Here is a 24,692-nt window from a genome sequence, read left to right as displayed (position 1 = left end):
CACCGGGACGGAGCTGTGACACTCAGCCGCCCTCGCCCCAGTTCGCCAGGATCGCGGCCGCCGGCGGGATCACCGCGGCGATCGCAGACATCACCACCGCAGCCGGCACCGACCACAGTCGTACGACGTTCCAGGCCAGCAGGATCAGCACGAGGCAGGTGCCCATCAGCGCGAAGTAGATCCGCCGTCGCCGGGCCTGCCGGCGGGACAGGGACTCCTTCGCGTCGGTGATCGGGGTCGCGTCGTCTCGGCGTCGCATGACGCCGCGGTCAGTCCACCTCGTCGGCCAGGTCGGCCTGGGACGGCGGGTTGTCCGGGGTCTGGGTCGACTCGCGACGAGTACGCTCAGGGTCGTCGGTGCGCTCGTCGGACTCCTCGAGGATCGCCTCGGCCTGGGCGTGAGGGTCGTCCGCTCCGCCGGCCTGCTCCTCCTCGGGGAGTTGCTCGGCACGGGAGTCGATCCGGTCTTCGTCGGGTGACTCGGTCATGGATCGAACCTAGCAACGCACCCGGCCATCGGGAAGGATGCAGGCATGGTCACTGAACCCGTCGCGTCCGTCCTGGCTGGTCTCGAGACCGAGCGGCCGGCGCTCGAGGATCTCTACCGCGACCTGCACACTCATCCGGAGCTGCCGCACCAGGAGACCCGTACGGCGGCCCTGGTGGCCCAGCGTCTGCGCACGGCCGGGTGCGAGGTCCATGAAGGAGTCGGCGGCACCGGCATCGTCGGCGTGCTGCGCAACGGGGACGGGCCGACGGTGTTGATGCGTGCCGACATGGACGCGCTGCCGGTGAGGGAGGAGACCGGGTTGCCCTACGCGAGTTCGGTCACCGCCACCGACGAGACCGAGGCCGAGGTGCCGGTGATGCACGCCTGCGGCCACGACGTGCACGTGACCAGTCTGCTGGGCGCGGTCGCGCTCTACGCCGCCGCCAAGGAAGCGTGGGCCGGCAGCCTGGTCGCCGTCTTCCAGCCCGCCGAGGAGAAGGCCGACGGGGCCGATGCGATGGTGGCCGGCGGCCTCCTCGACCTGGTCGAGAAGCCGGAGGTCGCCCTCGCGCAGCACGTGCTCGCACTCCCTGCCGGAAGCGTCGGAACCCGCATGGGGCCGGTGCTCTCGGCCGCGGACAGCATGCGCGTCACCGTGTTCGGGCGCGGCGGTCACGGCTCGATGCCCCACGCCACGGTCGATCCCGTGGTGCTCGCCGCCATGGTCGTCGTACGCCTGCAGACGGTGGTCTCGCGCGAGGTCGCACCGACCGCGCCCGCCGTCCTCACGGTGGGCAGCCTGCACGCCGGCAGCAAGAGCAACATCATCGCGGACCGGGCCGTGATCGAGCTCAACGTGCGGTCGTACGACGACGGCACCCGCACCCATGTCCTCGACGCGATCAAGCGGATCGTGGTGGCGGAGTGCCAGGCATCGGGCAGCCCGCGGGAGCCGGAGTTCGAGCTCTTCGACCGCTACCCGTTGACCGACAACGACCCCGATGCGACTGCGGCCGTGACCGCCGCGTTCGCCGCGCATTTCGGGGAGGCGGCCGGCGAGCTGCCCCTGCAGTCGGCCAGTGAGGACTTCTCCCGGCTGCCCGACGCGTGGGGAATCCCCTACTCCTACTGGGGTCTGGGCGGGATCGATGCCGACCTCTATCGCGTGGCCGAGGCGGCCGGACGGATCGCGCAGGACATCCCGAGCAATCACTCCCCCACGTTCGCGCCCGTCCTGCAGCCCACGCTCGACACCGGCGTCACGGCGTTGGTGGTGGCCGGCCTGGCGTGGCTGGCCCGGTGACGGACGCGGGCACTAACGGCTGACGACCCTGAGCTTCTTCACCACGATCAACGGCTGCTTCACCTCTGCCTTCGCGGCGATCGCAGGCAGCGTGCCGACGCCACGGACAAACGCCTCGGCGTCGAGCCCGAACGCCGGGAACCTCACCGCGCCCTTCTGGTCGACAAGGCCAATGGCGGCGTCCTGCTCGACCAGACGGAACAGCGACTCGTCCGAGCTGTGGGTGCTGCCCAGCACGAGCACGGCCTCGCCGAGGCTCTCGATGCCGCGCATGAACGACTCCGAGTCCTCACCGTCCGGAAGCGCGAACCGGAGCTGGCCCGAGTGCGGCACACCGTCGCCCCAGGCCTCAGTGATGTCGAGGGTCACCGCGATCACGCGCCAGTCCGCATCCGGGTCCGCCCACTCGACCTGCACGCCGTCGGGACCTCCGTCGGTTTCGGGCTCAGCCGTCGCGTAGGCGGCGTACGGCTCGGCCCTCCGGATCGTGCCGTGCACCACCCCCAGCGCCAGCGGGACCGGGTCGCGGCCGTCGATCTCGACGAGCTGCCCGGGCAGGTAGTCCTCCAGCGACTCCGCGAAGGAGCCCAAGACATCCGCGGACTCCCGGCGCACCTCGAGGAACTCGAGCGCTGCCCGCGCAGCCCGGGCGTCCGGGGCTCGAGGCTCAGAGGCCGGCCGATCGGACAGCGGTCTGTCCGGAGCCGAGTCGCGCACCTGCGACGGCGTGTCAGCAGTCGCTCCACACGCCGTTGCCGTGAACAGCAGGACGACCGCAGCAGCAATGCTCTTCATGGTGGATCCTCGCCTCGACGCAGTGGTGACCACAGTGGTGACCACAGTGGTGACCACAGTGGTGACCACAGTGGTGACCACAGTGGTGACCGCGGTGTGACGGTCCTGCTCGGCGAACGGTTCCGTCTCGCGCTTCGGCTCCTCGGATCAGGCCGGGGTGGGCGCGCCGATCGCCAACGCCACCACCGCTGCCGCACCCTGGACGTCGGGCAGCGCTCCTCCGGCCCGGCGTGCGTTGGCATGGTCGAGCATCACCGACACGAACGTCTCCGCCGCCTGTCGCCGGAGCTTCTTGGCCACCGTCCACTCGGCGGCCTGCTCCAAGGCCGTCTCGGTGAGCTCGACCAGCGATCGGCGCAGCTTGCGCAGGTGGTCGCGCACCTCCGGATGCGTGCCACTCTCCCGGAAGATGATCGTCCGCAAGACGAGTGAGTCGTGGTCCTCCAGGCCGAGCCGACGGTGCATGGCCAGCAACGAGGCCGCCGGGTCCCCACGACGTACGACGTCCGCGACGCTGGCCTTCGACGGTGTCGGGAGCCGCTCCTGCAGGAGCGTCAGCAAGAGGTCGATCTTGCGTGGGAAGTAGTAGAACACCAGGCCCTTCGGCACGTCGGCGGCGTCGGCGACACGCGCAGTCGGCGTGGCGTCGAAGCCGTCGACGGCGAAGAGTTCCTCCGCCGCGTCCAGGATGCGGGTGCGGCGGTCGGTGTTTTTCGGCACAGACGAGGCGCGATCTAGTGCGCGATCGGCCCGCGGTGCAGGTGCAACCGATGCTCGATCTGCGGCGCTTCGAGCACACCGACGATGAGCGTGATCGCGCCGACGATCCATGCCGTCAGTGCCATCGCGTCGATGTCGGCGAAGCCCATCACCCACGGCGCGATGATGAACAGGACGCCCATGACCACGAGCGCATACTCGGAGATCTTGTCCTCCGGCATGGCCAACGCCCACAGCGAGACCGCCATGGTCACGACACCCAGGACCACCATCGTCCAGGTCGCGGCCGTGTCCGTGTCGGTCCAGATCGGTGACAACAGGGCGTATGCGCCCGCCACCAGCGCCACCCAGGCCTGCCATCGAGTCCACTTCTGCATGACTGATCCTCTTTTCCAACCGAATCCGTCGTCCTGAGGCGGATCAACCAGTCCCAGAATGCGCCTTGATTGACCGCCCGGTCAAGAGGTCATCTCTCGGGTGTGACGCAAGCAGATCCGGCTCACCTCACCTGCCAGACCTGCGCTGAGGGGGAGCCGGCTGGCCCCTCCCCTCAGCGCAGCGCTGGTCAGGACACCGACAGCGGAGTCGCGATCTGGTTGACCACGCCTGCCGGCAGCCCGGTGTTGGCGGCCGTGGTCGGCTTCAGCTCCCACCCATTCCTGGATCCCACACTGGTGCCACACGTGGGGTTGTCGATGGCGGCCGCATTCACCCCGGTGTTGGCTGCGGCGCCGCTGCCATCCAGAGCCGCGGGCACGGCCAAGGTGTTCGCGCTGCCCAGGTAGACCAGCGTCTTGGCGTAGAGCCACGACGGGTTGGGGCCGCCGGAGTTCAGGTACGCGGTCCCGGTGCAGTTGGCGCCGGTGTAGTAGGCCTGCGCCGGAGCGATGCTGCCGTCCCAACCGATGGCGAGCATGTAGCCGTTGCTGGTCAGGACGGTGACGGAGTTGCGCGTGACCGACTGGATCTTGCCGATGGCGGCGCCGTTGCCGTCCTTGAGCACGGTCCCTCCCCCGGCCGGTCCCACAGGACCTGCGGGTCCTGTGGCTCCGATCGGTCCCGGGGGGCCTGCCGGACCTGCCGGACCCGCGGGCCCGGTCGCTCCGTCCTCACCGGCCGGCCCGGTCACGCCCTGGGGCCCGGTCGCTCCGACCAGGGACACCAGCCAGGCCGGCACGGTGCCGGAGAAGCCGTTGGCCACCGCCAGGTCGTAGGCCGACGGGCCGTCGGCGCCGTCCGCACCATCAGCACCGTCGGAGCCGTTCGTGCCGTCGGCACCGTCTGCCCCGTTCAGGCCGTTCGTGCCGTCGGCGCCGTTCAGGCCGTCCGCACCGTCGGCGCCGTTCGCACCGGTGGCACCGTCCTCACCGTCGGCACCGTTCGTGCCATTCCTTCCGTCCTTGCCGGCCAGCGCCACGATCCTGGCGCGCGTGCGCGTGTCCAGCTGATCCCATCCGACCGAGCCCGAGCGCAGCTCGGACCTGCCGATGCCGTCGGGGGCGATGTCCCACGACTGGATGGACTGGTTCTTGATGTCGGAGCTGTCGATGAGGCGGGCGGCGACTGCGGTCGTCGGCGTGAGGACGATGAGTGCGCCGACCGTGCCGAGCGCGATGAGAGCCGACTTCGACGTCGGCTTGCGAAGCGGGAACAAGGGGGCCTCCTGGATGATCCCGAGATACCACAATTTGGGTATGCCAACACGCTCCCAGAACTGACCGGCCGCCGTTTCGGTTTTCGCACTATCCGTTTTCTCAGCACCCTTCCCGCGGGGTCGTCGACGCGGGCCACCCGGCCAGCCACACCGAGACCGAGAGCTCCAGGACCTGTTTCGTCGTGGCCGGGGCAGGTTTCGTCGCAGCCTGCAGCGACCTAACCTGAAGCCATGAGCGACATTCCCACACTCACCCTCAACGACGGCGCGACGCTCCCGGCGGTCGGTTTCGGCACCCACACGCTGACCGGCACCGAGGGTGTCGATGCGATCCGCAGCGCCATCGATGCCGGCTACCGACTCCTCGACACGGCCGTGAACTACGGCAACGAGGAGGAGGTCGGCCGGGCGGTGCGGGACTCGGGGATCCCGCGCGACGAGGTGTTCCTCACCAGCAAGGTGCCCGGCCGGCACCACGGGTACGACGACGCGATCGCCTCCACCAAGGAGTCGCTGCAACGCCTCGGCGTCGACCACCTCGACCTGCACCTGATCCACTGGCCGAACCCCAGCGTCGACAAGTACGCCGAAGCGTGGCGTGCCCTGGTCGACCTGCGGGAGCAGGGACTGGTGCGCTCGATCGGGGTCTCGAACTTCACCGCCGAGCATCTCGACCGCATTGTCGCCGAGACCGGTGTCACCCCGGCGGTCAACCAGCTCGAGCTGCACCCGTGGTTCCCGCAGACCGAGATGCGGGTGACGAACGAGAGCCGCGAGATCCAGACCCAGTCGTGGAGCCCCCTGGGCAAACGCAACGCACCGTTCGACGAGGCACCGGTGCGTGATGCCGCCGAGGCCCACGACGTGACGCCGGCCCAGGTCATCCTGCGCTGGCAGGTGCAGCTCGGCGCGCTGCCGATTCCGAAGTCCGGCACTCCCGCTCGCCAGCAGGAGAACCTGGCCATCTTCGACTTCACCCTCACCGACGACGAGGTCGCGGCGATCACGGCCCTTGGTCGCCCGGACGGTCGGCTCTTCGACGGCGACCCGAACACCCACGAAGAGATGTGACGGCTCCCAGGGTGTGGGGTTGGCTGTGCCTCCATCACGCCCCTCCTTCGTCGTTGACGATCTCGCGCAGCGACCGTGTCGAGACCAGTCTCAGAGGTCTGGGCGCGCCAGAGGACGCCCCGATCTGCACTGCGGCTGCGGCCATTCGGGTATGGCTCAGGTCCGCTTGCGGAATCGGACGTCGCCGTTGGTCAGGTGGGTCTTGTCGTAGGTGTCGTCGTGGGCCCGGTGATGGTGCCAGGGGCAGAGGAGTTTGCCGTCCTTGACGTCGGTAGTGCCGCCTTGGGCCCAGGGCTTGGTGAAATGGTGGGCTTCGCACCACTTGGCCGGCATCGGGCACCCCTCGGCCCGACAGGTCTTGTCCCGGACCCCCATCGCGGCGATCTGGGGCCCGGTGAACAACCGCTTCCCACGCCCCCAGTCCAACACCTCGGACTGGCCGTCCAACACCGCCGGCACCAACGTCGCGTTGCACGCCAACCGTCGGATCTGGGAGGCCGACATCTTGTTGCCATCAGGCAACGTGCCCACCCCGACCCCGGCCAACAGGTCGGCCAGGTCCATGGTGATCACCAACGTGGTGCCATTGCCGGCATGGACCGGCAGCGCGTCGGGGTCCAGGCCCTCCAAGAACGCCTCGAACGCCAGGCCGCGGCGCTGGTCGAAGGGAATCTTCTTTCCCGTCGCGGGATCGGTCAACGGAGCAGCACCCCCACCAGCGGCCGTGTTCTGGTGACGGGGTGAGGTCCATGAGTTCAACACCGTCTTGAGCCTCGTGGCGGTGGCCTGCGACATCGTGGCCCGCAACTCGACGGTGCCGTCGCCGTTCTTCTTGAACGTCAACCGGGACTTCGCGTTCGCGCGGCGTTCTTCTTCCTCGACCTTCTTGCGCTCCTCGTCCTCGACCAGTTCGGCGGCCACGATGGAGAGGATCTTCCGGCCCAGGATCCGTAGCTCCTTCGGAGTGTGCTTGGTGGCGAGTTCGACCAGGTGGGCCTCGGCGGCCGCGATCACCCCCGGCGGCACGTCAGCGTCACGGACCCGGTCCAGGGCGGCCACGATCACCTTGGCCTGTTCCAGGTTCACCGCACCCGAAGCCAGTGCCCGGGCGACCACGGTCCAGGTGGTCTCCAGGGAGGTGGCGAGCTTCTCGGCCTGATGGTTCGCCGTGGACCCGGTGTTGGTGCGGGGGCCCAGCCAGGCCGCGACGTTCGGGTCGCCGTCGGCCTCGGCGACGTCGTCGCAGGCCGCGATCACCCGCAGCCGCAGGGACTCGAGCTCGGAGGAGAGGCGGGTCAGCTCGAGCAGCGCGGTGCGCTTCTGCGTGATGGTCATGAAGGCCGGGTTGACGTCGGCGACCGACTTCAGCGAACTCTCGATGCTCGCGACGCAGGCGAGCACCGGGTGCGTGCCCGGGGTCGCACTGGGACCCGAGAAAGGACCCGCACCGGGACCCATGCTGGGGTGAGAGTTTCCGCTGGTCATAGGCACAATTCTACGCCCGAAACGACCTTAATCGCCCACCTGCACGAAGATGGTGACGACTGTGAACGGGTGTGACAAATGAGGCGAGTTGTCCCCAGACCAGAACCCGCAGGTTTGAGCCTTCACGCTCATAGTGCCCGCAACCACCGACATTCACGCGCCACAACTCGATCATCGGAGCTGATCTCCCGAGCGACCAGCAGCGTCACAGAGGCCCGTAGTCGTAGCGCTCCGCGGCCTCGGGATCCCGAACGCTCTCCGGGTCGACTTCCAGGTAGACGTCGCCGGGCCCGCCGTCGCCGACGTACCAGACCAGCACTGTGCCGCCCACCGTCGGGGCGTCGGCCGGCTCGGTGACCACGGTGTCGGTGACCGTACGCCGACCCGCGGCGGTCGTGAACGTTGCGGTCACCGTGATCTCGGGCCCGCCGTAGCGCCACCGCCCGCCGAAACCGATCTTGGTGACGTCAGCGCGCACGCGAGTGCCGTGGCCCCGCACTCGCTCGATGCGGTCGTGCAGCTGCGCTTGGGCACCGGCTCGGCGCGTCTCATGACGCCACTCGGCGACGGCGCCGGCAACGCTGGCCACGGCCATGAGGATCAGCACCACACGGGCCCAGGTGACCTGCACCAGCACGGCAGACACCACCAGCATGACGGTCAGGACCGGCAGTCCCCTCAGCACGCCGAGCAGGTCCGGGGTCCCCGACTCGCGCGCGACTCGGCCCGCCAGCCCCGGCACCCGGTCGATGTTCTCCGGCAGCCTCGCGTTCGATCGCTTCCCAACCCTGTCGCGCAACTGAGTCCCCTTTCGCCCCTCCCATCTTGCCTGAAGACCCGAGCTCAGTGGGCCGCGTCGAGACGTCGCCGCTGATCATCGGTGAGCTCGAGGTCGACCGCAGCCAGCGCCTCCTCGAGCTGCGGCAACGAGGAGACACCTACCAGCGGGACGACGGGCAGCTCGCCTCCGAGCATCCAGGCCAGGACGACCTGGTTCCGGGTCGCGCCGGTCTCGTCGGCGACGCTGGCGAGGGCCTCCAGCCGGTGTGTCGTACCCGGGTGGTCGTAGGCCTCGTCCAGCCGCCTGTCGTCCCGGACGTAGGTGCCGTTGAGGAGCGGCGAGTAGCCGACCAACGTGGTGCCGGGCTCCGCACGCAGGTAGCTGAGGATCGATCCGTCCGCGGTGCCGAACTCACCGTCTTGCCCGAACCGCGGGCCGGCGATGTCGGTGCGCATGCGCAGGTAGGTGTGGTGGTACTGGAACACGTCGGCTCGCGCGATTCCGGCGGCGTCCGCCAGTCGTCGGGCGCGCTCGAGCTGCCACCCCCAGAAGTTGCTCAACCCGAGCAGACCCACGGTGCCGTCGGCGACAAGGTCCCCGAATCCGGCGACGGACTCGACAAGTGGGGTGTCGTGCCAGAAGTCCGGGATGTGTGCGTATAGAGGTCGATCCGGTCCACGCCGAGCCGCTCCCGGCTGCGGTCGGCCTGCTCGCGCAGCACCGCCGGCGCGAGGCCTTCGGCCACGATCGCACGCAGCCGTTGGTCCGGGGCACCGGCGACAGCAGCCGAGTCAGGATCCCCCACCGACGTCCACGCCATCCCACCAGTATCGCCGGATCGACCATCCGGCCAAGCGATTTTTCGTCGAGGAGTACGCCGGCCCCACTGCGGCGTACAAGCCGAAGCCAGCCGCGAGGACGAGGGCGAGCAGCAGGAGCACGTGCCTGGTGAAGGCCACGGGCTGCGCGGGATCAAGGGCTTGGTAGACGCTAAGGTCGCCGATCACGTAGTAGCCGAGGTAGGCCAGCGGAGGAATCAGCCAGGTCAGTGGATGCCACCACCGCAGGTGCAGCCCCGCGCTGCCGACGGCGAGGAAGTCGATCACGACCAGGGTCGGCGTGACGATGTGCTCGAAGATTGAGTAGCCGTCGAGGAGGTTGCCGTGCTGCATCGCCAGGAAGGCGAGTGAAACGAGCACCATCAGCGTGGCCAGGGCTCCGCGCACCCAGGTCCAGGCGCGCGCTTGGCGTCCCGTCGCCGGGGCCGCCGCACTCAGCGTGAGGTAGCAGAAGCCGGCGGCGAGGCTGGCGTGTTGGCTCAGGGCCGTCCACCAGACGTCGTACTGACGTGCGGCCAAGGTCACGCCCAGGAACGCGGAGGCGGCGATCAGCAGGTGCCAGAGCCGCAGGGCCGGGGTCGTGGTGGACATCCGGGCAAGGGTACGCCCCTGAAATCCGCCCGGCGTTCACTTTCCGTTCATCAGGTCATTCCGAGCCGATGGAGTCCGAGACCTCGTGCTGGCGCTCGTGCCGCACCCAGACCGAGCCGGCGTAGCCGTCGACGAAGCCGACCCGGACCTCGAAGGCATCACCGGCGGGCGCGCGAAACGTGAAGGCCCAGACGTTCTCGGCCGCATGGTGCTCCTCCGCGCCGAGAGACAGTCTCTCCGAGTCCACGGCGTACGCCGTCGCGGCTGCGCGTCGGGCCCGGACGAACGCGGCATCCCGAGTGGTCGGCATCTGCTCCGATCGGCCGGTCAGCTCCATCAGGTCACGGAAGGCACGGGTCACACCGTCGAGCCGAGCCTGCGAGCCGGCTGCCCGCGGCTCGGTGCCGGTCGTCACGAGCAGCCCGAGCTCCAACACTCCCGGGCTGGCACCCCAGCTGGTGTGTGACCGGTGCTGGTGCAGGGAGTGGTGCCGCGGTGCGTCCGTTCCAGCGAGCAGGGCCGGCTCCAGGGCACGGAGCGCCCGATGCTCGTCGAACGCGCCCTGGCCGTCCGCGCTGCCCGACTTCGGGACCGTGAGATCGAGCAGGAACTGCTCCTGGGCCGCGTCCTCGGGATCGGCGCGATAGCCGACCTGGACCCGCACCAGCTCCACCGGGCCGAACGTGAGCAACGGGTGTGAGGCATCGACCGGATGAGTGTCCATGACCTCAGAGTTGATCGTGGAAGCACGCAGGTCAAGAGGCCGGACTCTCCCGGTTGGCAGACGTCGTACGCCGGTTCCGGCAGACGACGTAGACCCGGGTCTCGACGGGTTTCTCAGGTGCGATCCGTATGGTCGACATGGATGAATCACTCCAAGCGCACCAAGACCGTCCTCGGCGTCACACTGGCCGCCGCCCTTCTCGCCCTCTCCGCATGCGGTGGCGACGACAAGGATTCCGACAGCAAGGGAACCTCCGAGGAGCCGACCTCACAAGAGAGCTCAGAGGGAAGCCAGCAGGCTGGCGGTCCTGACCTCGAGGGCATCCCGGACGTCGTGGCCGAGGTCAACGGCCAGGAGGTCACCAAGGACGAGTTCGTCCCGATCTACGAGGCCCAGTTCCAACAGGCCGCGATGCAGGCACAGTCGGGCGGCGAGCAGCCGGACCAGGACGCCCTGAAGAAGCAGATCGCCGACAGCCTGGTGGAGACCGAGCTCCTCGTGCAGGAGGCCGACAAGCGCGGCATCTCGGCGACCGACCAGGATGTCGACGACGAGCTGAGCGCCCTGGCCAAGCAGAACCAGATGACCTCGGTCGATCAGTTCCTCGCTGCCCTGGAGAAGCAGGGCACCTCGGAGGACGTCGTACGCAGCCAGGTCAAGACCCAGGTCGTGGTGGAGCAGCTGGTCGAGGACGAGGCCGGCGCCATCAAGCCCACCGAGGCCGAGCTCCGCAAGATCTATGACGCCGCCGTGCAGCAGCAGAAGAAGCTGGGCAAGCAGGGCGGTCAGCAGCAGACCATCCCGCCGTTCGCCAAGGTCAAGTCCCAGATCGTCGAGCAGGCGAAGTCGGACAAGCAGAGCCGGACGGCGCAGGCTCTGGTCGCGGAGCTCCGCAAGGGCGCGGACATCAAGGTCAACCTCTGACCTGGTTTGGCCTTGCCAGCCGAATGCCCAGCTGTCCTTCTTGATCGCCGGGTTCTCCCTGCAGTCCAACCTCGTCCGGATGCCAGTCAGTGCAGGAACTGGTCGTACTCCATGCCCGAGCTGGAGAGGTTCCCGCCCTGCTGGAGTGTCAGCGAAACACTCCAGGACGTACCACTTTCGAACGTGAACACCTCGCCCGCTTGACTGTAGGCGCCTTCGGGGCCAAACAAGTACTTGTATCCGTACCACCGGGTCCCCGCGCCGTAGTAGAGCTCGTACCCGGTACGCCCAACTTGGCATATCGGGACCGAGATCACCGTCGTCTTCCCGGGGCTCACGATCACCTCCGCGAGCCTGCGTCCTGTCCAGCGGGCCGTCAACCGCACAAAGTAGGTCTCATCGCCGCGAGGGACTGCGATGGACATCTCACCGCTGGGCGTCTCAGGATCGTCGCCGCAAAGAAGCCACTTCTTGTACGCACGACTCCCGCCTACAAGCGTCCACGCGCCCTTCTCCGATCGGAAGCCGTCTCCTTGCTTTGAGAAACGATTGCTCGTCGTGTCTCGGCTGCTGACGACGTTGACGCCCTTGGGCATCGGCTCTGCGGAGTGATCGAAGGCCGGATCAGGCGGGTCCGTCGACTGGTGGCGGTGCGAAACGTCACTACACCCAGCGAACGTGAGTGCGACGACCAATGTGAGGCCCATTGCGCGCATGAGCCAAAGTTATGGGACATCGCACGACCATGAGACAGGTTTGAGCAAGTGCAAGGAACGACCGCCGCCCGGCCCGCATCATGCCTGGCGGTCAGCCGCGCAGCAGCGCCGCGATCTCGTCGTACCCCCGACTCTCGGCGTGCTGCATCGGCGTCAGCCCGTCCTTGTCGGCGATGGTGCGGTCGACCCCGGCCTCGAGCAGGATGCGTACGACGGCCTGGTGCGCCTCGCCCCCGTCGCCGAGGATGATCGCCTCCAGCAGCGCCGTCCATCCCAGGTCGTTGACGTGATCGAGGTCGACGTCGGTCTGCACCACGCGCTCGAGGTAGTCGACGTGCCCGCGCTCGCTGGCCGGGATCGGTGACAGACCGCCGAAGCGGTTCGTGATCGTGAGGTCCGGGTGGACCGGGAGCAGCACCTCGAGCATCGCGACGCTTCCGGTGACTCCGGTGACCAGCCACGGGGTGTCGTGCCGGTCGTCGAGCGCATCCGGGTCGGCCCCCATCGCCACCAGGACTCGCGCCGCCTCGATCCGGTCGAAGGTGGCGGCGAGCAGCAACGCCGTACGACGGTTGCCGTCGCGGACCTCGATGTCGGCGCCGGCCCGCAGGGCCAGCGCCACCGCGTCGGCGTCACCTCGCGAGGCGGCGTCGAGCAGCGCGGCGTCGGGGTCGGCCGGGAGCTTCGCGGTGGTCATGGTCTGCAGGATCCTCTCCAGCCGGTCGAACCCGCGCTCGCGGGCCATCTCGAGCGGGGTCAGGCCGGCCGAGGGCGAGGTGCGGCCGAGCTCGGCTCCCCCGGCTGCCAGCACTCGCACGGTCGTCTCGTACGACGGTGTGTTCTCGCCGAGCCACACCGCCTCGTGGATCGCCTGGTAGCCGATCCGGTTGACATGGTCGCGGTCGATCCCTGTCTGCAGCAGCGCACCGGCGACGTTCGCGTGCCCGCGCTCGGCGGCCCTGATCAGGCCGGTGCCGTTCCAACTGTCCAGGTCGTCGACGTCCGCGCCGTGGCGCAGGGTGAGTCGCAGCAGGTCGAGGTGACCCTCACTGGTGGCGACGAGGTACGCCGACTGCTCGGAATCATCCTTCGCGTTGACGTCGGCGCCGCGTCGGATCAGGCGTCCCGCCCGTGCGACGTCGTCGGCCCAGGCCGCGTCGCGCAGCTGCTCGTCGAGGGCTGCCTGGTCCTCTGCCTTCGGCGGTGCACCCTTCTCAGACTGATCCATGCGGTCAACCCTTCCTGATGATGCCAGGGAACTGGTGGAGCTCGACGGCGCGGCCGACTCCCCCGCCCCGCCACCCCCGCACGCACCCAGCACGAGCACGAGCGGAAGAGTGGCCAGACCTGTGCGCCTCATCGCGTCGGGTCGGTGATGACGTCGTAGGGACCAGAGGCGACGGCCTCGTCGAACTTGCTGTCCACGTAGAGGATCCGGCCACGCAGCGCCTTCGCCGTGGTCAGCACCCGGTCCGGAGACGTCGCCTGCTGGTGGATCGCGCGTGCCCACGACCCGTCGGAGGCCAGCCGCAGCGTCGCGATCGACCTGGAGAAGTTGCGTACGACGGTGAGGGTGTCGCCCCGGAGCACCAGTCCGTCGGCGTTGACCAGGTCGGCGCCACCGGTCTCGACCTCGCTGACCGCACCGGTGCGTGCGTCGAAGCGCCACAGGCGGCCAGTGTTGCCCTGGGCCACCACGAATGCGCTGCGGTCGGTGCTGAGCACGATGCCGCCGAGGTTGAAGCCCGGCTTGCGCTCGATCACGTCCGTGGCGTCGGCCCACAGCGTGGCCTCCCAGCCGTCCGCCGCCGGCGCCACGCGGAAGACCCGTGCGTCGTTGGAGTCGGTGAAGTACGCCGCTCCGTCGGGGCCCATCGCAACGTCATTGAGGAAGGCGTCGTCGCCCGGGGCCCGCAAGGCGGCCAGCAGCTCGCCGTCCTTGTCGTAGACCCACAGGTCGGGGCGGCCGTTGTCGGTGCCGTCGGTGCCGATGCCGTTCGGCCCGCCTGCGACGTACACGTTGCCGGCCCGGTCCACGGTGATGCCCCGTGCGGTGAAGCGCCCGTCAGTTCCGTTGCCGGCCAGCCACTCCTGCGTCTGCGCGTCGCGCACGGAGCCTCGGTGGATCTCGCCGCCGGTCACCTCGCTGACGTAGAACAGGCCGCGACGCTCGTCGGCGCCGATCCCCTCGAACTTGGAGCCGACCGGGTTGGCGGCATCGACCGCATCGCCGTTCAGGTGGTAGGTGCCGGGGCGCCCGGGTTCCCCATCGGCCGAGGCGATGCCCGCACCACCCAGCGCTGCGGCGCCGGCCACTGCGCTGAGGGCGAGGATGGTGGCGGGCCTGGACATGCGGTTCATGTTCTCTCCTGGAGTGGGGTCTGCTTCATGATGGCTCCACTCTGCGTCTCCCGATGCCACGCATGCGTCGGGCAGCCGGCCAGTCCTCGATAGCCAATCGGTTGATGCCACGATCGGCCGCTGTCCCTACGCTTGGCCCATCATGACTCGTCCCTCCTCCGGCCGCTCCCGCGGCGTGCGCGGCATCCTCGCGCCCGCGGACCGACTCGACCAGTGGCTCCTGGTCATGCTCCTCGTGCTGCTGGTCACCTGCGCCGTGCGGTACGTCGACCGGCACGGCCTGGGCGCCACCGGGGTCGGCGTACTCGCCGGCGCGTTGCTGCTCGGGTCGGCGTACGCGAGCCGGGGACTTCTCACTGGGCGAGCCTGGTGGCCGACCGTGTGGGTGGGCGCGATGGTCGTCCTGTGGGGCGTCCTGACCGCGGTCGCACCGTCGTTCGCGTGGTGCGCGGTGCCGGTGGCGTTCGCGGTTCTGCGGGTGCTGCCGTTCGGGTGGGCGGTCGGGACCGTCGTGGTGATGACGGGCCTGTTGACCTCCGCCTGGCTGAGGATCAGCGACGGCTTCGACCCGGTTCAGGTGGCCGGACCGATCGGCATCGCGTTGGTGACGGTGCTCGCCTACCGTGCGCTCGACGTGGAGTCCCGGGCCAGGCAGGAGCTGGTCGACCAGCTGGTCGAGGCTCAGGCCGACCTCGCCGAGGAGCAGCACCGAACCGGGGCACTGGCCGAGCGGACCCGACTCTCGCGGGAGATCCACGACTCGGTCGGTCAGGGACTCTCCAGCATCAACCTGCTGCTGCAGGCCGCCGAGCAGGCGTGGGACGCCCACCCGGCCGCGGCCCGCGAGCACGTGCACACCGCGGCAACGACCGCACGCGACGGACTGGACGAGGTACGCCGCGTGGTCCGTGACCTGGCTCCGGACCATCTCGCCGCCGACCCGGGCGGTACGGCGCTCGCCGATGCCCTGCGCAGGGCCGCCAACCAGGCCGCTGCTGGCACGGCGGTCGAGCTGCGGATCGACGGATCACCGGTCGGGTTGCCGGCCGAGGTGGCCGCTGCCCTGGTGCGTACGGCGCGCGGCGCGCTGGCCAACGTGCGCGAGCACGCCGATGCCCACCGGGTGGCGCTGACCCTGACCTACCACCACGACGAGGTCGTGCTCGACGTGCGCGACGACGGTCGAGGCTTCGATCCCGACACCGTGCGAGCATCCGGGACGCGTGGTCGCGGCCTGGCCGGCATCCGCGAGCGGGCGGCCGGACTCGACGGCCGGGCCGAGGTGGAGAGCGCTCCGGGTGAGGGCACCACCGTCTCCGCTCGCTTCCCGATCCACACCGAGGTTGAGCAGGCCGCGCTGCGACCGTCCCGAAACCAGGGAACCCCGTGATCCGCATCGTGCTGGTCGATGACCACCCCGTCGTACGCGCCGGACTGCGCGCCCTCATCGACGGGCAGGACGACCTCTCTGTGGTGGGCGAGGCCGACCGGATCGACCGTGCGGTGGCCGCGGTCGAGGAGCACCGACCCGACGTCGTGCTGATGGACCTGAGCCTGGGTGACGGCCACCCCGGCGGCGCCGAGGTCACCACGGCGGTTCGCGGTCTGCCCGAGCCGCCGGAGGTGCTGGTGCTGACCACGTATGACACGGAGTCAGACATCCTCCGCGCGCTCGAGGCCGGGGCTCGCGGCTACCTCCTCAAGGACGCCCCGCCCGACGAGCTGTTCGCCGGCATCCGGGCGACCGCACGCGGCGAGACGGTGCTGGCGTCGTCGGTGGCCGCCACGCTCGTGCGGCGTACGACGCCGGGCGCGACGACCATCACCGAACGCGAGGTCGAGGTGCTCGAGCTGCTCTCCCGGGGGCTGGGCAACAAGGAGATGGCGCGCGAGCTGTTCGTGTCGCAGGCCACCGTGAAGTCGCACCTCTCGCACATCTACACCAAGCTCGGGGTCGACACGCGTCCCGGAGCCGTTGCTGCCGCCATCGAACGGCGCATCATCCGCGCCTGAACCACGAGACGCTCCGCCCTTAGGGCCGCCGAATCGTCGTCGGTAGCCTTGCCGCCATGCTGATCGCACTTGGAGACCGCTCCCCCGTCATCCCCGACTCTGCCTGGGTCGCCCCCGACGCGACGTTGGTCGGTTCGGTCAACCTGGCCGAGGGATCCTCCGTCTTCTACGGCGCGGTGCTGCGGGCCGACAACGAGCCGATCACCATCGGACCGCGCTCGAACGTGCAGGACAACTGCGTCTTCCATGTCGACAAGGGCAAGCCGGTCATCCTCGGCGAGGGCGTCTCGGTCGGCCACGGCGCGGTCGTCCATGGCGCCACGATCGGCGACCACGTGCTGGTCGGGATGGGCGCCACGGTGATGAACGGAGCCGTCATCGGCGACGAGGTGCTGATCGCCGCGGGTGCGCTGGTCACCGAGGGCATGGAGGTCCCACCGCGGACGCTGGTCGCGGGAGTGCCCGGCAAGGTACGCCGCGAGCTCACCGACGAGGAGGTCGAGCGGCTGCACACGAACGCGGAGATCTACGAGGCGCACCGGGAGCTGCACCGAGGGGGCACGGTCCTCGGCTGACCGACTTCTCTTCGGGGCTCTCCACCAGGCGCTCCGACCGAGTTGTCGGTGCACCACCAGGCGTCGGCTGCGTGTCATCGCCTGGGCTGTCACCCCTCAGCCCCGGAGCCGGGTCTGCACCCATGACCACTCGATTCGCTCCTGCTCGAGTCGGATCCGGGTGCCGAGCTCGTCGCCGACCAGTGCGGTGTAGACGTCTTCCTCGTCGGATGTGAGGCGAGCCAGACGGGACGTAGCGGGTCGTTCCTCGACGCCCCAGCGATCGCCGTGCCGCATCAACGTCTCGCGGTCCATCAGCACGGAGCGCGCGTGCGGCAGCCAGGCGCGCAGACGGTCGAGGATGGCGAAACCGTGCGTGTCGATGTCACCCCAGTAGAGGACCTGCGTGTCGACCAGCCACGGCAGCCGCCCCACTCGGTCCACGTCGAATCCCTTGCCCCAGATCACGACCCCGCCGGGTGGCACATCGACACTGAGGTAGGTGATCTCGTTCTCGAGCACGAGCGCTGTTGTCGGCGTGATGTCGAATGCGGCCAACTCCTCGACACGCACTGCCAGCTCGGTCAACGGCGCGGGCAGGCCCAGTGATGGTGAGACACGCAGCCGGATGAACTCTGGCTTGCTGTGCAGCCCCAGGCCCGAGACAAAGCCCGTCGCAGTGCCGGACACTCCGAGCATGGCGGCCAGCACTCCCCGGTGCCGCTCGGCGAACTTGGTGTCAACCCCGGGGGCGTCGATCTCACGCAGGTAGCGGCCGGAATCACGATGCTCGTCGAGCCAGGTGTAGGCCGCCAGCACACCCGGCCAGTCGGCTGCGAGGCTGAGCGCCTTGTGTGGATGGGCCAACGCCCACTCTCTCACCGCGTCGTTGTCGGCCCCTACCAGAAGCCGATCGAACGCCGCGACATCCTGTGCGACCCCCAGCAGTGTCCACGCCTGGTCCCACGACGCGACCACCGCCCGACACGGCACCCGGTTCCGCCCGAAGTGCCGGCCACCGATGTCGCCCCACTCCAGGTCGTAGCGGGCGCCGCCGCGGCGTCCTTCGTCGAGGCGAGCGACCCATCGGCGTACGTCGTCGAGTCGGTCACCGATCTCCGAGGGCTTCGGTCCTCGCAGCGGAACAGCCACCGACTCGAAGGGCTCACCCGACGCATGGCGACGCAGCAGCGTTCCGTCCTGCCAGACACGACTCATCTTCGCGACGACGTCATCGACGGTCGACCAGTCTCGGCTCACGTCCCACGTCCGTCGCGACGGTCGCGGTACTCCTCGATCGTCATGGTCTGAACCCGGGACGCGGTGCCGGTGGGGTTGTCGACGAATCCGATGGCCCGCACATAGGGCTCGATGATGTGCACCTTCTGCAGGGGCGTCACGATCAGCAGTTGCAGGCCGAGCTTGGCGAAGAGATCGAGGGCATAGCGCGTCGAGACGTCGGAGCCACGACCGAACGCCTCGTCGATCACCGCGAACCGGAAGTCCTTGGACTTCTCGGCACCCCACTCCAGGCCGAACTGGTAGGCCAGCGACGCCGCCAGGATGGTGTAGGCGAGTTTCTCCTTCTGACCGCCCGACTTGCCGTCGGAGTCGCTGTAGTGCTCCCACTCCTCCCCCTGCTCGTCGCGCTCGGAGGCCGAGAAGACGAACCAGTTGCGTACGTCGGTGACGCGGCGAGTCCAGGCCTTGTCGGAGTCGGCGTACCCTTCGCGTCCACGGAACCGCTCGATGAGCCGCTTCACGTCGAGGAAGCGCTGCTCGGAGTAGTGGTCGGTCTCGGCCGTCAGAGTGTCATCGGTGGCATTGCGCAGATCACCACGGAAGGCGACGACGTCCTGGTTGACAGTGCGCTCCTTCTCGAGCCTGATGTAACGACCGGGATTGTAGGGGATGGCGCCGAGCGCCTCGTTGATCCGGTCGATCCGGTCGTCGATCTCCTCAGCCTGGCGACGCAGCCAGGAGTTGAACTGAGCCAGCTCGCGGATCGTGTTGGTGTTCAACTGCTGCTTGAACTCCTTCTCGAAGCGCGGCAGGTCATCGTTGGCCACCCGTTCGTGGAAGGCCAGGAAGTCGCCTCGGGAGTCGACGTCGGCGTCCATGTCACTGCACAGCTCTGGCCAGCGACGCAGCACCTCCCCCATGCCCTGGATCAGGCTGGTGTTGTAGCCGCCCAGCTCTCGACCGAGGTGCTCGATGGAGCGGGTCAGGTCGCCGGTGAGACGGTCGCGGGCGGCGTCGCAGTCCGTGGAGGCGGATGGTGTGTTCTTGCCCAGCAACCCGCGCAGCTCGTCGTACGACGCCCGGGCCGAGACAAGCTCGTCGCTCTCCCGCTCGGCCACGAGTCGCTCGTCATCGGCCAGTGCCCTGCCGGCGCGATCGATGCGCTCCTCGAGCTTGCCGATCTCTCCGGTCAGGTCGTCACGGGCCCTCTCGACGGTGCTCGCCCGCACGAGAGCATCGGCCAGGCGGCGCTCGATGTCGGCCAGCTTCGTCGACCCGGACACCAGACGGGCATGCTCGGCCTCGGCTGCGGACGCCCGCGCATCGGCCTCGGCGTGGTCGATCCCGGACCACCCGGGGTAGTCGGCAAGGCGGGTGAGTGCCGACTGGCGCGACGAGAGCACGGTGCGCTCCTCGTGAAGCCGGGTCAACTGTTCCTTGCTCGTGAGATGCGCCTCCTGCTGGGTGCCGAGCAGGTCGGTGAGGGCGGCAACCTTTCGCTCGTTGCGCCACCCCAGCACCCAGTTGCGGGGATCACCGACCTGGGTGCGGTCATCCTTCTCATGCCGATCGCCCGAACGGACCTGTCCTTCGCGGGTCACCGCGCGGCGCTGGTCACGGAACTCTTCCACGGTCTCGACGCACCGATGGTCGGCACGTCGAGTGAGCTCGTCGCGGAGGTAGTCCTCGAACGGTCCTTCACGTACGTCGAGGCAGTCAGCGAGCAGGAGTCCGGCGCCGGTCTCGCGCTGCAGCCGCACCCGGCGGGAGGCGACGCGCTCGTAGACCAGCCGGGAGCCCACGACCCTGCCGTCGTTGCGGCGGTGCGTGAGCCGTCGTCCGTTGACCCAGCGCGCGACCGAGGCGTAGTGCTCCTGGGGCACCAGCAAGGACAGGGCAAAGCCGCGCAGCACCCGCTCGGCGGCGCCACGCCAGGAATCGTGCCCGTCGTCGAGCTCAAGGAGCTCACCGGCGAACGGCAGGTCAGCCTCGGTCAGGCCCAGGTCGTGGCACAGCTGCTCGCGCAGGTCGGCCTGGCCGCTGGGCAGGTTGCTGGTGCGCGAGGCGAGACTGGCCAGCTCGGCCCGCGTCTCCGCCGCTTGCCTGTCCAGGTCGTTGAGCTGTCCGGCGACCGTGCCGACCCGGGTGTCGAGGTCGGCGAGCTGGCGGCCCACCTCGATGTCTCGCCCGCCCAACGACCCGGCGAGCTCCGCGAACGACGACGCGTCGACGATGGAGCCGACCGCTTCGGGGACGGCCTCGGCCAGCGCGGCGTCGTACTTCTCCCGCCACCTGCGACGCTCCACTGTCTGCTCCCGGGCTTGCAGCATGATGCGCTCGAGCTCGCCGATGCGATCACCGCCGGCGCCGGCACGTTCGGCGGTCAGCGCTTCACGCTCGCGCGCGATCGACGCCAGCTGCTCACCGGCCTCATCGCGCTGCCGGGTGTGCCGACCGAGCGAGTCGGTGAAGGCGGCGAGCTCCCCACGGAGCAGGTCGGCCCTGGTCTCGGCGATGAAGAGGCGTACGGCGTCACGTTGGGCCTCCTGGCGGGAGCGACGAATCAGCGCGTCGTCATACCTCGTGGCCGTGGAGACGATCGGTTCCAGGGCCTCGAGCTGCTCGCGGGCCCGCTTGACGGCGTCGTATGCCTTGGTGAGGTCGTCGAAGTGGGCGATGATCTCGCGGATCCGCTCGGTGGAGTCCGAGGGCTCGAGCATGTGGTCGCGAACGAAGGTATTGAGATTGCTGACCGACTTCATCGAGACCGTCTGGTGAAACAGCTCCAGGGCCTGGTCGGACCGGATGCCGAGGGAGCGGCGCAAGGACCGGGCGTAGTCCGGGTAGCCGTCGAAGATCTGGGCGCCGCCGGCTCGCAGTCGGCGGCGCAGGTCGTTGAGGTCGGAGCCGAAGTCGGAGAAGTCGTCGAGGACGGTGAGTGGCTTGTCGGCCGTGACGAAGAAGCGGTACGGCGTGGAGCGGTCGCGCTGCTGGAAGACCTGCGCCAGCGTGACGGTCTCGTCGTGGCCGTCGTTGACGAAGACCCCGACCAGGACCGAGTAGGTCTTCCCACCCGTGCGCAGCCCGATTGGACGGGACGTGCCTGAGGCCTCGATACGCTCGGACTTGTAGTGGCCCTCGACGTAGGAACGCAGGGTGCGCTCCTTCGACTCGGCGCCGGCGGCCTTGTTGTAGGCGATCTTGTGTGCCGGGAGCAGGAGTGTGGTCAACGCGTCGACGAGCGTGGACTTGCCCGAGCCGATGTCGCCGGTGAGCAGTGAGGTGTCGCCGGCGGGCGTCAGGCGCCACACCTGCTGGTCGAAGGTGCCCCAGTTGAACACCTCGAGATGGTGCAGCCGGTAGCCGGCCCGGCCCGTGGGTGCCAGTTCCACGCTCGAGAAGAGTCCCTCACCCATCCGAGGCCTCCGTCTCGGCGTACTCCTTGAGCTTGCCCGCGAAGTCATTGAGCGTCTGCGCGTCGACGTACGCCTTGAGGATGCGGCGCACCTCCCAGTGGTCGGGCTGGCCGCGCAGCGCACGGAGAAAGCCGAACTCCGCGGCCTTCTTGATGGTGGACTCCGCGGTGTCGACGGTGCGGGCTTCGTTGGTCGAGTCGGCCAGGAACAGGCGCAGCATCTCGACGATCTGGTCGCGGCTGAGCACGAGGCGGCCTTCACTGCCGGAGGTCTCGAACTCGACCAGCCGCTTGCGCAGCAGCACGAGCAAGAGCGAGACGTTGTAGGTGAGACTGCGCCGGCGTACGAGACGCGGCAGCGCTTCCTCGCCCTCCGTGTCGGGACGCGCGCGGAGGTAGGCGTAACCCTCGGAGTCGCCGACGACGACCTCGACACCGATGGTCGCGAAGTGGTCGCGCACGGCACCACCCTGGCGCTCGATGGCGAGCCAGGAGTCTTCGTCGGCCTCCTTGTAGACCACGCCCTGCATCAAGCGGATGATCGCAGAGCCCACTGCGTGCTCGTCGCTCATCTGCGTCGCACCGTCACCTTCGGAAGTCGCGCCCGCCGCGATTGGCCGGTCGGGTCCTCATAGTCGATCAGGCATTCGCCGGTGTCGTCCAACTCGACCTCGAGCCCGTCGTCCTGGAGGGCAAGGTAGCTGATGATCTCGGCCGCCCCCTGGGTGATCGGGTAGAGCTGCACGATGTCGTCGAGCAGCGCCGACGAGCGTGGCGGCACGACCGCGCGGATGTTGTCGGCCAGACGGGCCTGATCGACGAACGTCTGGTTGAACAGCAGGTCGGTGTCGAGCTCGGCGTCGTACGACGGCAGGATCAGGCTCTCGACCTCGGCACTGGGTCGGGCGTCGTACAGCGGACGCTCGAAGGGCAGCGCGATGGCGAGTCCGGGCTCGTCGACGTCGAGTCCGCGCGTCGGCGGTCTGTCACGTACGACGAGAGCGGCGGTCTCGACGGCCCGCACCAGGTCGATCACGCGGCGGTTCTCCAGCCAGATCTGGTCGTCGAGAAACCTGCGCAGCTGCTCGGAGATGTTGCGCACAGTGCGTTGCGCCCGCTCGGCGGCCTCGGCCCAGTCGTGGTGGATGCCACGCACCCGCCGGTCGAGCTCGAGGGTGTCGAGATGAGCGACCTTGGAGAGCAGCTCGGCCAGCTCGTCCTGTCGCGACTCGGAGAGCAGGAAGTCGTAGAACGCCTGGAAGCTGCGGCCCTGGTCGGAGCCCGCAATGTCGGAGCGGCTACCGACCAGGTCGACCAGCAGGTCACCCTTGGATCCCTCCCACGCCGCGATCTTCTCCCGGGCGGCCCGGTCGAGGCCACGGAAGTTCTCCTCAACCTCACGGAAGTCGGAGAGCAGCTCACGTGCCGTGGCTGAGAACTGCTGGTAGCGGTCGCGAACGCCGGTCGGATCGAGCATGGCGACCTCGCCCGCCTCCACCGCCGCGATCTCCTGCTCGATCTCGTCACGTCTGCGACGCAGCTCGGTGAGCCGGGACTCGGGATCGGTCTCGGACCCGTGCACGATCTGCCGCAGCAGCTCGACGGCGGTGTGCAACCGCGACTCGGTGCCGACGAAGGAGCGCGATCGCAAGCTCTCCACCCACGCGTAGGCCTTCTCGAAGGCGGGCGTCGCCTCGTAGTGCACCTCGTCGACACCGACGGGATAGAACCGGCGCAGGTAGCCGATCTCGGTGGCGGACCAGTCTTCCAGGTAGGCCTTTGGCTGCTTGGGAAAGCGTGGCTCACCGCTGTCGGTCGTGAGCGCGGCATTCAGCGTGTAGAGATCGTCATCGAGCGCAGCGGCGACTTCGCCGGCGGCGGTCGCGCCGCGGTTGCCCTCCACGAAGAACCGGCCCAGGAACGAGAGGATCAGCGACGCATTGCCAGCGCGCAGCAGGCGCCAGGCTGCGTGGCGCTCGCGCAGGACGTCAATCGCGGCATGCTCCATATGTCCTCCCGGTTCCGTAGGGGACGAGCCTAGACACGGCCACCGACAGGCTCACCCGTGACCACGCGGTAAGTCACTGGAGGCTGGCACTGGGAGCCATCTCCAGGGGCCTGGACAAACGACTCGCCACCGTTCTCAAGAACCAAGATGTAGCATGTATTACGTCAGGCACGTATTACGTTTCGGAGGCCGCGATGAAGCTCAACAGCAAGGGACAGGTGACGATCCCAGCCGAACTACGGCATCGCCTGGGATTCGCTGAGGGTGACGAGGTGCAGGTCGTCGAGGACGGCAACACTCTGCGGATCGTCCATGGCGAGGCCGCCGCCACGCGTGGGAACCGGATCGTCAACCGGCTCCGCGGGCGCGCCAACACCGACAAGACCACCGATGAGTTGATGGAACTGCTTCGTGGCGAGTGAGATCGTCACCTTGGTCGATTCCAATGTCCTGCTCGACGTCGTGACTGAAGATCCGGCTTGGTCCGAGTGGTCGAGCACGGCGCTCGCCGATGCCTTCGACATCGGCCGCGTCGTGATCAATCCGGTCGTGTACGCCGAGGTGTCGATCGGCTTCGACCAGATCGAGGACCTCGATGACGCGCTGCCGGCCAGTCAGTTCGTCCGGGAGTCCCTCCCCTACTCCGCCGGTTTCCTGGCCGGCAAGGCGTTCCTCACCTACCGCCGTCGCGGCGGAGCACAGGTCACTCCACTCCCAGACTTCTACATCGGAGCCCACGCGGCCGTCGCCGGACATCGCCTGCTGACCCGAGACGCCCGTCGCTACCGGACCTACTTCGCCGGTCTCGAAGTGCGTGCCCCTGAGTAGGTTGGCCGGTCTCATGACCAGCGCGCGGAACACCTGACTCCGCCTGCCTGGTGATGTCTCCGCTTCCCCCGAGCCAGTAGCCCCATCCGGCTGTCGGAAATGACCAGATGGGGTCATGGCGGAACGCGCAGCCGCACGTCCAGGGGTCTCGCAATGGGCAGATGGCGTCATGGTGGTG

Annotated in this window: 26 protein-coding genes; 8 read left to right on the top strand and 18 right to left on the bottom strand. The window is 68.8% G+C overall.

Annotated elements, in window-relative coordinates:
- Window positions 1-22: 22 nt before the first annotated feature.
- Entirely contained in the window at window positions 23-259 is a 237-nt protein-coding gene (locus tag NJ4_RS09155) for a DUF3099 domain-containing protein (RefSeq protein WP_067433391.1), read from the bottom strand.
- 10 nt (window positions 260-269) lie between these two features.
- Window positions 270-488 carry a hypothetical protein gene (locus NJ4_RS09150; protein ID WP_067433388.1) on the bottom strand — a complete coding sequence of 73 codons (219 nt, stop codon included), beginning with the start codon at window positions 486-488 and terminating at the stop codon, window positions 270-272.
- A 45-nt stretch (window positions 489-533) separates the two neighbouring features.
- Between NJ4_RS09150 and NJ4_RS09145 the strand changes: the two genes are divergently transcribed.
- Window positions 534-1,793, top strand: coding sequence for an amidohydrolase (locus NJ4_RS09145; protein ID WP_067433385.1), 1,260 nt, complete (start codon window positions 534-536; stop codon window positions 1,791-1,793).
- 12 nt (window positions 1,794-1,805) lie between these two features.
- On the opposite strand, the gene NJ4_RS09140 is transcribed toward NJ4_RS09145, so the two are convergent.
- The 4 genes from NJ4_RS09140 to NJ4_RS26260 all read right to left on the bottom strand — a co-directional run bounded on the left by NJ4_RS09140 (window position 1,806) and on the right by NJ4_RS26260 (window position 4,962).
- Window positions 1,806-2,588 (bottom strand): hypothetical protein, encoded by a 783-nt coding sequence (locus tag NJ4_RS09140; protein ID WP_067433382.1) that lies wholly within the window; start codon window positions 2,586-2,588, stop codon window positions 1,806-1,808.
- A gap of 147 nt (window positions 2,589-2,735) precedes the next feature.
- Window positions 2,736-3,308 (bottom strand): TetR/AcrR family transcriptional regulator, encoded by a 573-nt coding sequence (locus NJ4_RS09135; RefSeq protein WP_067433379.1) that lies wholly within the window; start codon window positions 3,306-3,308, stop codon window positions 2,736-2,738.
- 14 nt (window positions 3,309-3,322) lie between these two features.
- Complete coding sequence (locus tag NJ4_RS09130; RefSeq protein ID WP_067433376.1) at window positions 3,323-3,685, bottom strand: SPW repeat protein; 363 nt, start codon at window positions 3,683-3,685, stop codon at window positions 3,323-3,325.
- A gap of 188 nt (window positions 3,686-3,873) precedes the next feature.
- Entirely contained in the window at window positions 3,874-4,962 is a 1,089-nt protein-coding gene (locus tag NJ4_RS26260) for a hypothetical protein (protein WP_217996811.1), read from the bottom strand.
- Window positions 4,963-5,193: 231 nt separating this feature from the next.
- Between NJ4_RS26260 and NJ4_RS09120 the strand changes: the two genes are divergently transcribed.
- Entirely contained in the window at window positions 5,194-6,033 is an 840-nt protein-coding gene (locus NJ4_RS09120) for an aldo/keto reductase (RefSeq protein WP_067433373.1), read from the top strand.
- A 156-nt stretch (window positions 6,034-6,189) separates the two neighbouring features.
- Here the strand turns inward: NJ4_RS09120 and NJ4_RS09115 are convergent, their stop codons facing one another.
- The 5 genes from NJ4_RS09115 to NJ4_RS09095 form a co-directional block, all read right to left on the bottom strand.
- Complete coding sequence (locus NJ4_RS09115) at window positions 6,190-7,518, bottom strand: HNH endonuclease signature motif containing protein (RefSeq protein ID WP_067433371.1); 1,329 nt, start codon at window positions 7,516-7,518, stop codon at window positions 6,190-6,192.
- A 205-nt stretch (window positions 7,519-7,723) separates the two neighbouring features.
- Window positions 7,724-8,317: a hypothetical protein gene (locus NJ4_RS09110; protein ID WP_157550984.1), complete on the bottom strand. Its 594-nt coding sequence runs from the start codon at window positions 8,315-8,317 to the stop codon at window positions 7,724-7,726.
- A gap of 44 nt (window positions 8,318-8,361) precedes the next feature.
- Window positions 8,362-8,949 carry an aldo/keto reductase gene (locus NJ4_RS09105; protein WP_245644514.1) on the bottom strand — a complete coding sequence of 196 codons (588 nt, stop codon included), beginning with the start codon at window positions 8,947-8,949 and terminating at the stop codon, window positions 8,362-8,364.
- A gap of 141 nt (window positions 8,950-9,090) precedes the next feature.
- Entirely contained in the window at window positions 9,091-9,729 is a 639-nt protein-coding gene (locus tag NJ4_RS09100) for a hypothetical protein (RefSeq protein WP_067433362.1), read from the bottom strand.
- A 55-nt stretch (window positions 9,730-9,784) separates the two neighbouring features.
- On the bottom strand, window positions 9,785-10,453 hold the full coding sequence (locus NJ4_RS09095) for a hypothetical protein (protein WP_067433359.1): 669 nt from the start codon (window positions 10,451-10,453) through the stop codon (window positions 9,785-9,787).
- Window positions 10,454-10,594: 141 nt separating this feature from the next.
- On the opposite strand from NJ4_RS09095, the gene NJ4_RS09090 reads away from it, so the two are divergent.
- Entirely contained in the window at window positions 10,595-11,377 is a 783-nt protein-coding gene (locus NJ4_RS09090) for a SurA N-terminal domain-containing protein (protein ID WP_067433357.1), read from the top strand.
- Between the two features lie 86 nt (window positions 11,378-11,463).
- Here the strand turns inward: NJ4_RS09090 and NJ4_RS09085 are convergent, their stop codons facing one another.
- The 3 genes from NJ4_RS09085 to NJ4_RS09075 all read right to left on the bottom strand — a co-directional run bounded on the left by NJ4_RS09085 (window position 11,464) and on the right by NJ4_RS09075 (window position 14,454).
- The gene (locus NJ4_RS09085) at window positions 11,464-12,093 is read right to left on the bottom strand and encodes a hypothetical protein (protein WP_067433354.1); all 630 of its coding nucleotides are present in this window, start codon (window positions 12,091-12,093) and stop codon (window positions 11,464-11,466) included.
- Between the two features lie 91 nt (window positions 12,094-12,184).
- On the bottom strand, window positions 12,185-13,321 hold the full coding sequence (locus NJ4_RS25110; protein ID WP_082748317.1) for an ankyrin repeat domain-containing protein: 1,137 nt from the start codon (window positions 13,319-13,321) through the stop codon (window positions 12,185-12,187).
- A 128-nt stretch (window positions 13,322-13,449) separates the two neighbouring features.
- A complete protein-coding gene (locus tag NJ4_RS09075) occupies window positions 13,450-14,454 on the bottom strand; it encodes an SMP-30/gluconolactonase/LRE family protein (RefSeq protein WP_067433351.1) in 1,005 nt (334 codons plus the stop codon).
- A 142-nt stretch (window positions 14,455-14,596) separates the two neighbouring features.
- Here NJ4_RS09075 and NJ4_RS09070 point away from each other — a divergent pair, with 142 nt between their 5' ends.
- Genes NJ4_RS09070 through NJ4_RS26915 form a run of 3 tightly spaced genes read left to right on the top strand, consistent with a single transcriptional unit; the run spans window position 14,597 to window position 17,042 of the window.
- Window positions 14,597-15,844, top strand: a complete 1,248-nt coding sequence (locus tag NJ4_RS09070) for a sensor histidine kinase (RefSeq protein ID WP_217996810.1) — start codon at window positions 14,597-14,599, stop codon at window positions 15,842-15,844.
- Entirely contained in the window at window positions 15,841-16,467 is a 627-nt protein-coding gene (locus NJ4_RS09065; protein WP_067433348.1) for a response regulator, read from the top strand. The genes NJ4_RS09070 and NJ4_RS09065 overlap by 4 nt, the downstream gene beginning before the upstream one ends.
- Before the next feature lie 56 nt (window positions 16,468-16,523).
- Entirely contained in the window at window positions 16,524-17,042 is a 519-nt protein-coding gene (locus tag NJ4_RS26915) for a gamma carbonic anhydrase family protein (protein WP_067433345.1), read from the top strand.
- Between the two features lie 96 nt (window positions 17,043-17,138).
- Here the strand turns inward: NJ4_RS26915 and NJ4_RS09055 are convergent, their stop codons facing one another.
- The 4 genes from NJ4_RS09055 to NJ4_RS09040 are packed head-to-tail and all read right to left on the bottom strand — an operon-like array spanning window position 17,139 to window position 23,686.
- Window positions 17,139-18,281: a Wadjet anti-phage system protein JetD domain-containing protein gene (locus NJ4_RS09055; RefSeq protein ID WP_067433342.1), complete on the bottom strand. Its 1,143-nt coding sequence runs from the start codon at window positions 18,279-18,281 to the stop codon at window positions 17,139-17,141.
- Window positions 18,278-21,679 (bottom strand): ATP-binding protein, encoded by a 3,402-nt coding sequence (locus NJ4_RS09050; RefSeq protein ID WP_067433339.1) that lies wholly within the window; start codon window positions 21,677-21,679, stop codon window positions 18,278-18,280. The genes NJ4_RS09055 and NJ4_RS09050 overlap by 4 nt, the downstream gene beginning before the upstream one ends.
- Window positions 21,672-22,250, bottom strand: a complete 579-nt coding sequence (locus tag NJ4_RS09045; protein WP_067433336.1) for a DUF4194 domain-containing protein — start codon at window positions 22,248-22,250, stop codon at window positions 21,672-21,674. The genes NJ4_RS09050 and NJ4_RS09045 overlap by 8 nt, the downstream gene beginning before the upstream one ends.
- The gene (locus NJ4_RS09040) at window positions 22,247-23,686 is read right to left on the bottom strand and encodes a DUF3375 domain-containing protein (protein ID WP_067433333.1); all 1,440 of its coding nucleotides are present in this window, start codon (window positions 23,684-23,686) and stop codon (window positions 22,247-22,249) included. Before NJ4_RS09040 ends, NJ4_RS09045 begins: the two co-directional genes overlap by 4 nt.
- A 194-nt stretch (window positions 23,687-23,880) precedes the next feature.
- On the opposite strand from NJ4_RS09040, the gene NJ4_RS09035 reads away from it, so the two are divergent.
- Complete coding sequence (locus tag NJ4_RS09035; RefSeq protein ID WP_067433331.1) at window positions 23,881-24,108, top strand: AbrB/MazE/SpoVT family DNA-binding domain-containing protein; 228 nt, start codon at window positions 23,881-23,883, stop codon at window positions 24,106-24,108.
- Window positions 24,098-24,514: a type II toxin-antitoxin system VapC family toxin gene (locus NJ4_RS09030; protein WP_245644512.1), complete on the top strand. Its 417-nt coding sequence runs from the start codon at window positions 24,098-24,100 to the stop codon at window positions 24,512-24,514. The genes NJ4_RS09035 and NJ4_RS09030 overlap by 11 nt, the downstream gene beginning before the upstream one ends.
- The last annotated feature ends 178 nt before the right edge of the window (window positions 24,515-24,692 follow it).

Origin of the sequence: Nocardioides jensenii JCM 1364 = NBRC 14755, from assembly GCF_001552535.1 — a bacterium.
In the GTDB taxonomy this organism is placed as follows: domain Bacteria; phylum Actinomycetota; class Actinomycetes; order Propionibacteriales; family Nocardioidaceae; genus Nocardioides; species Nocardioides jensenii.
Note: the sequence above shows the minus strand (reverse complement) of the source record. Positions and strands in the feature narration are given on the sequence as shown.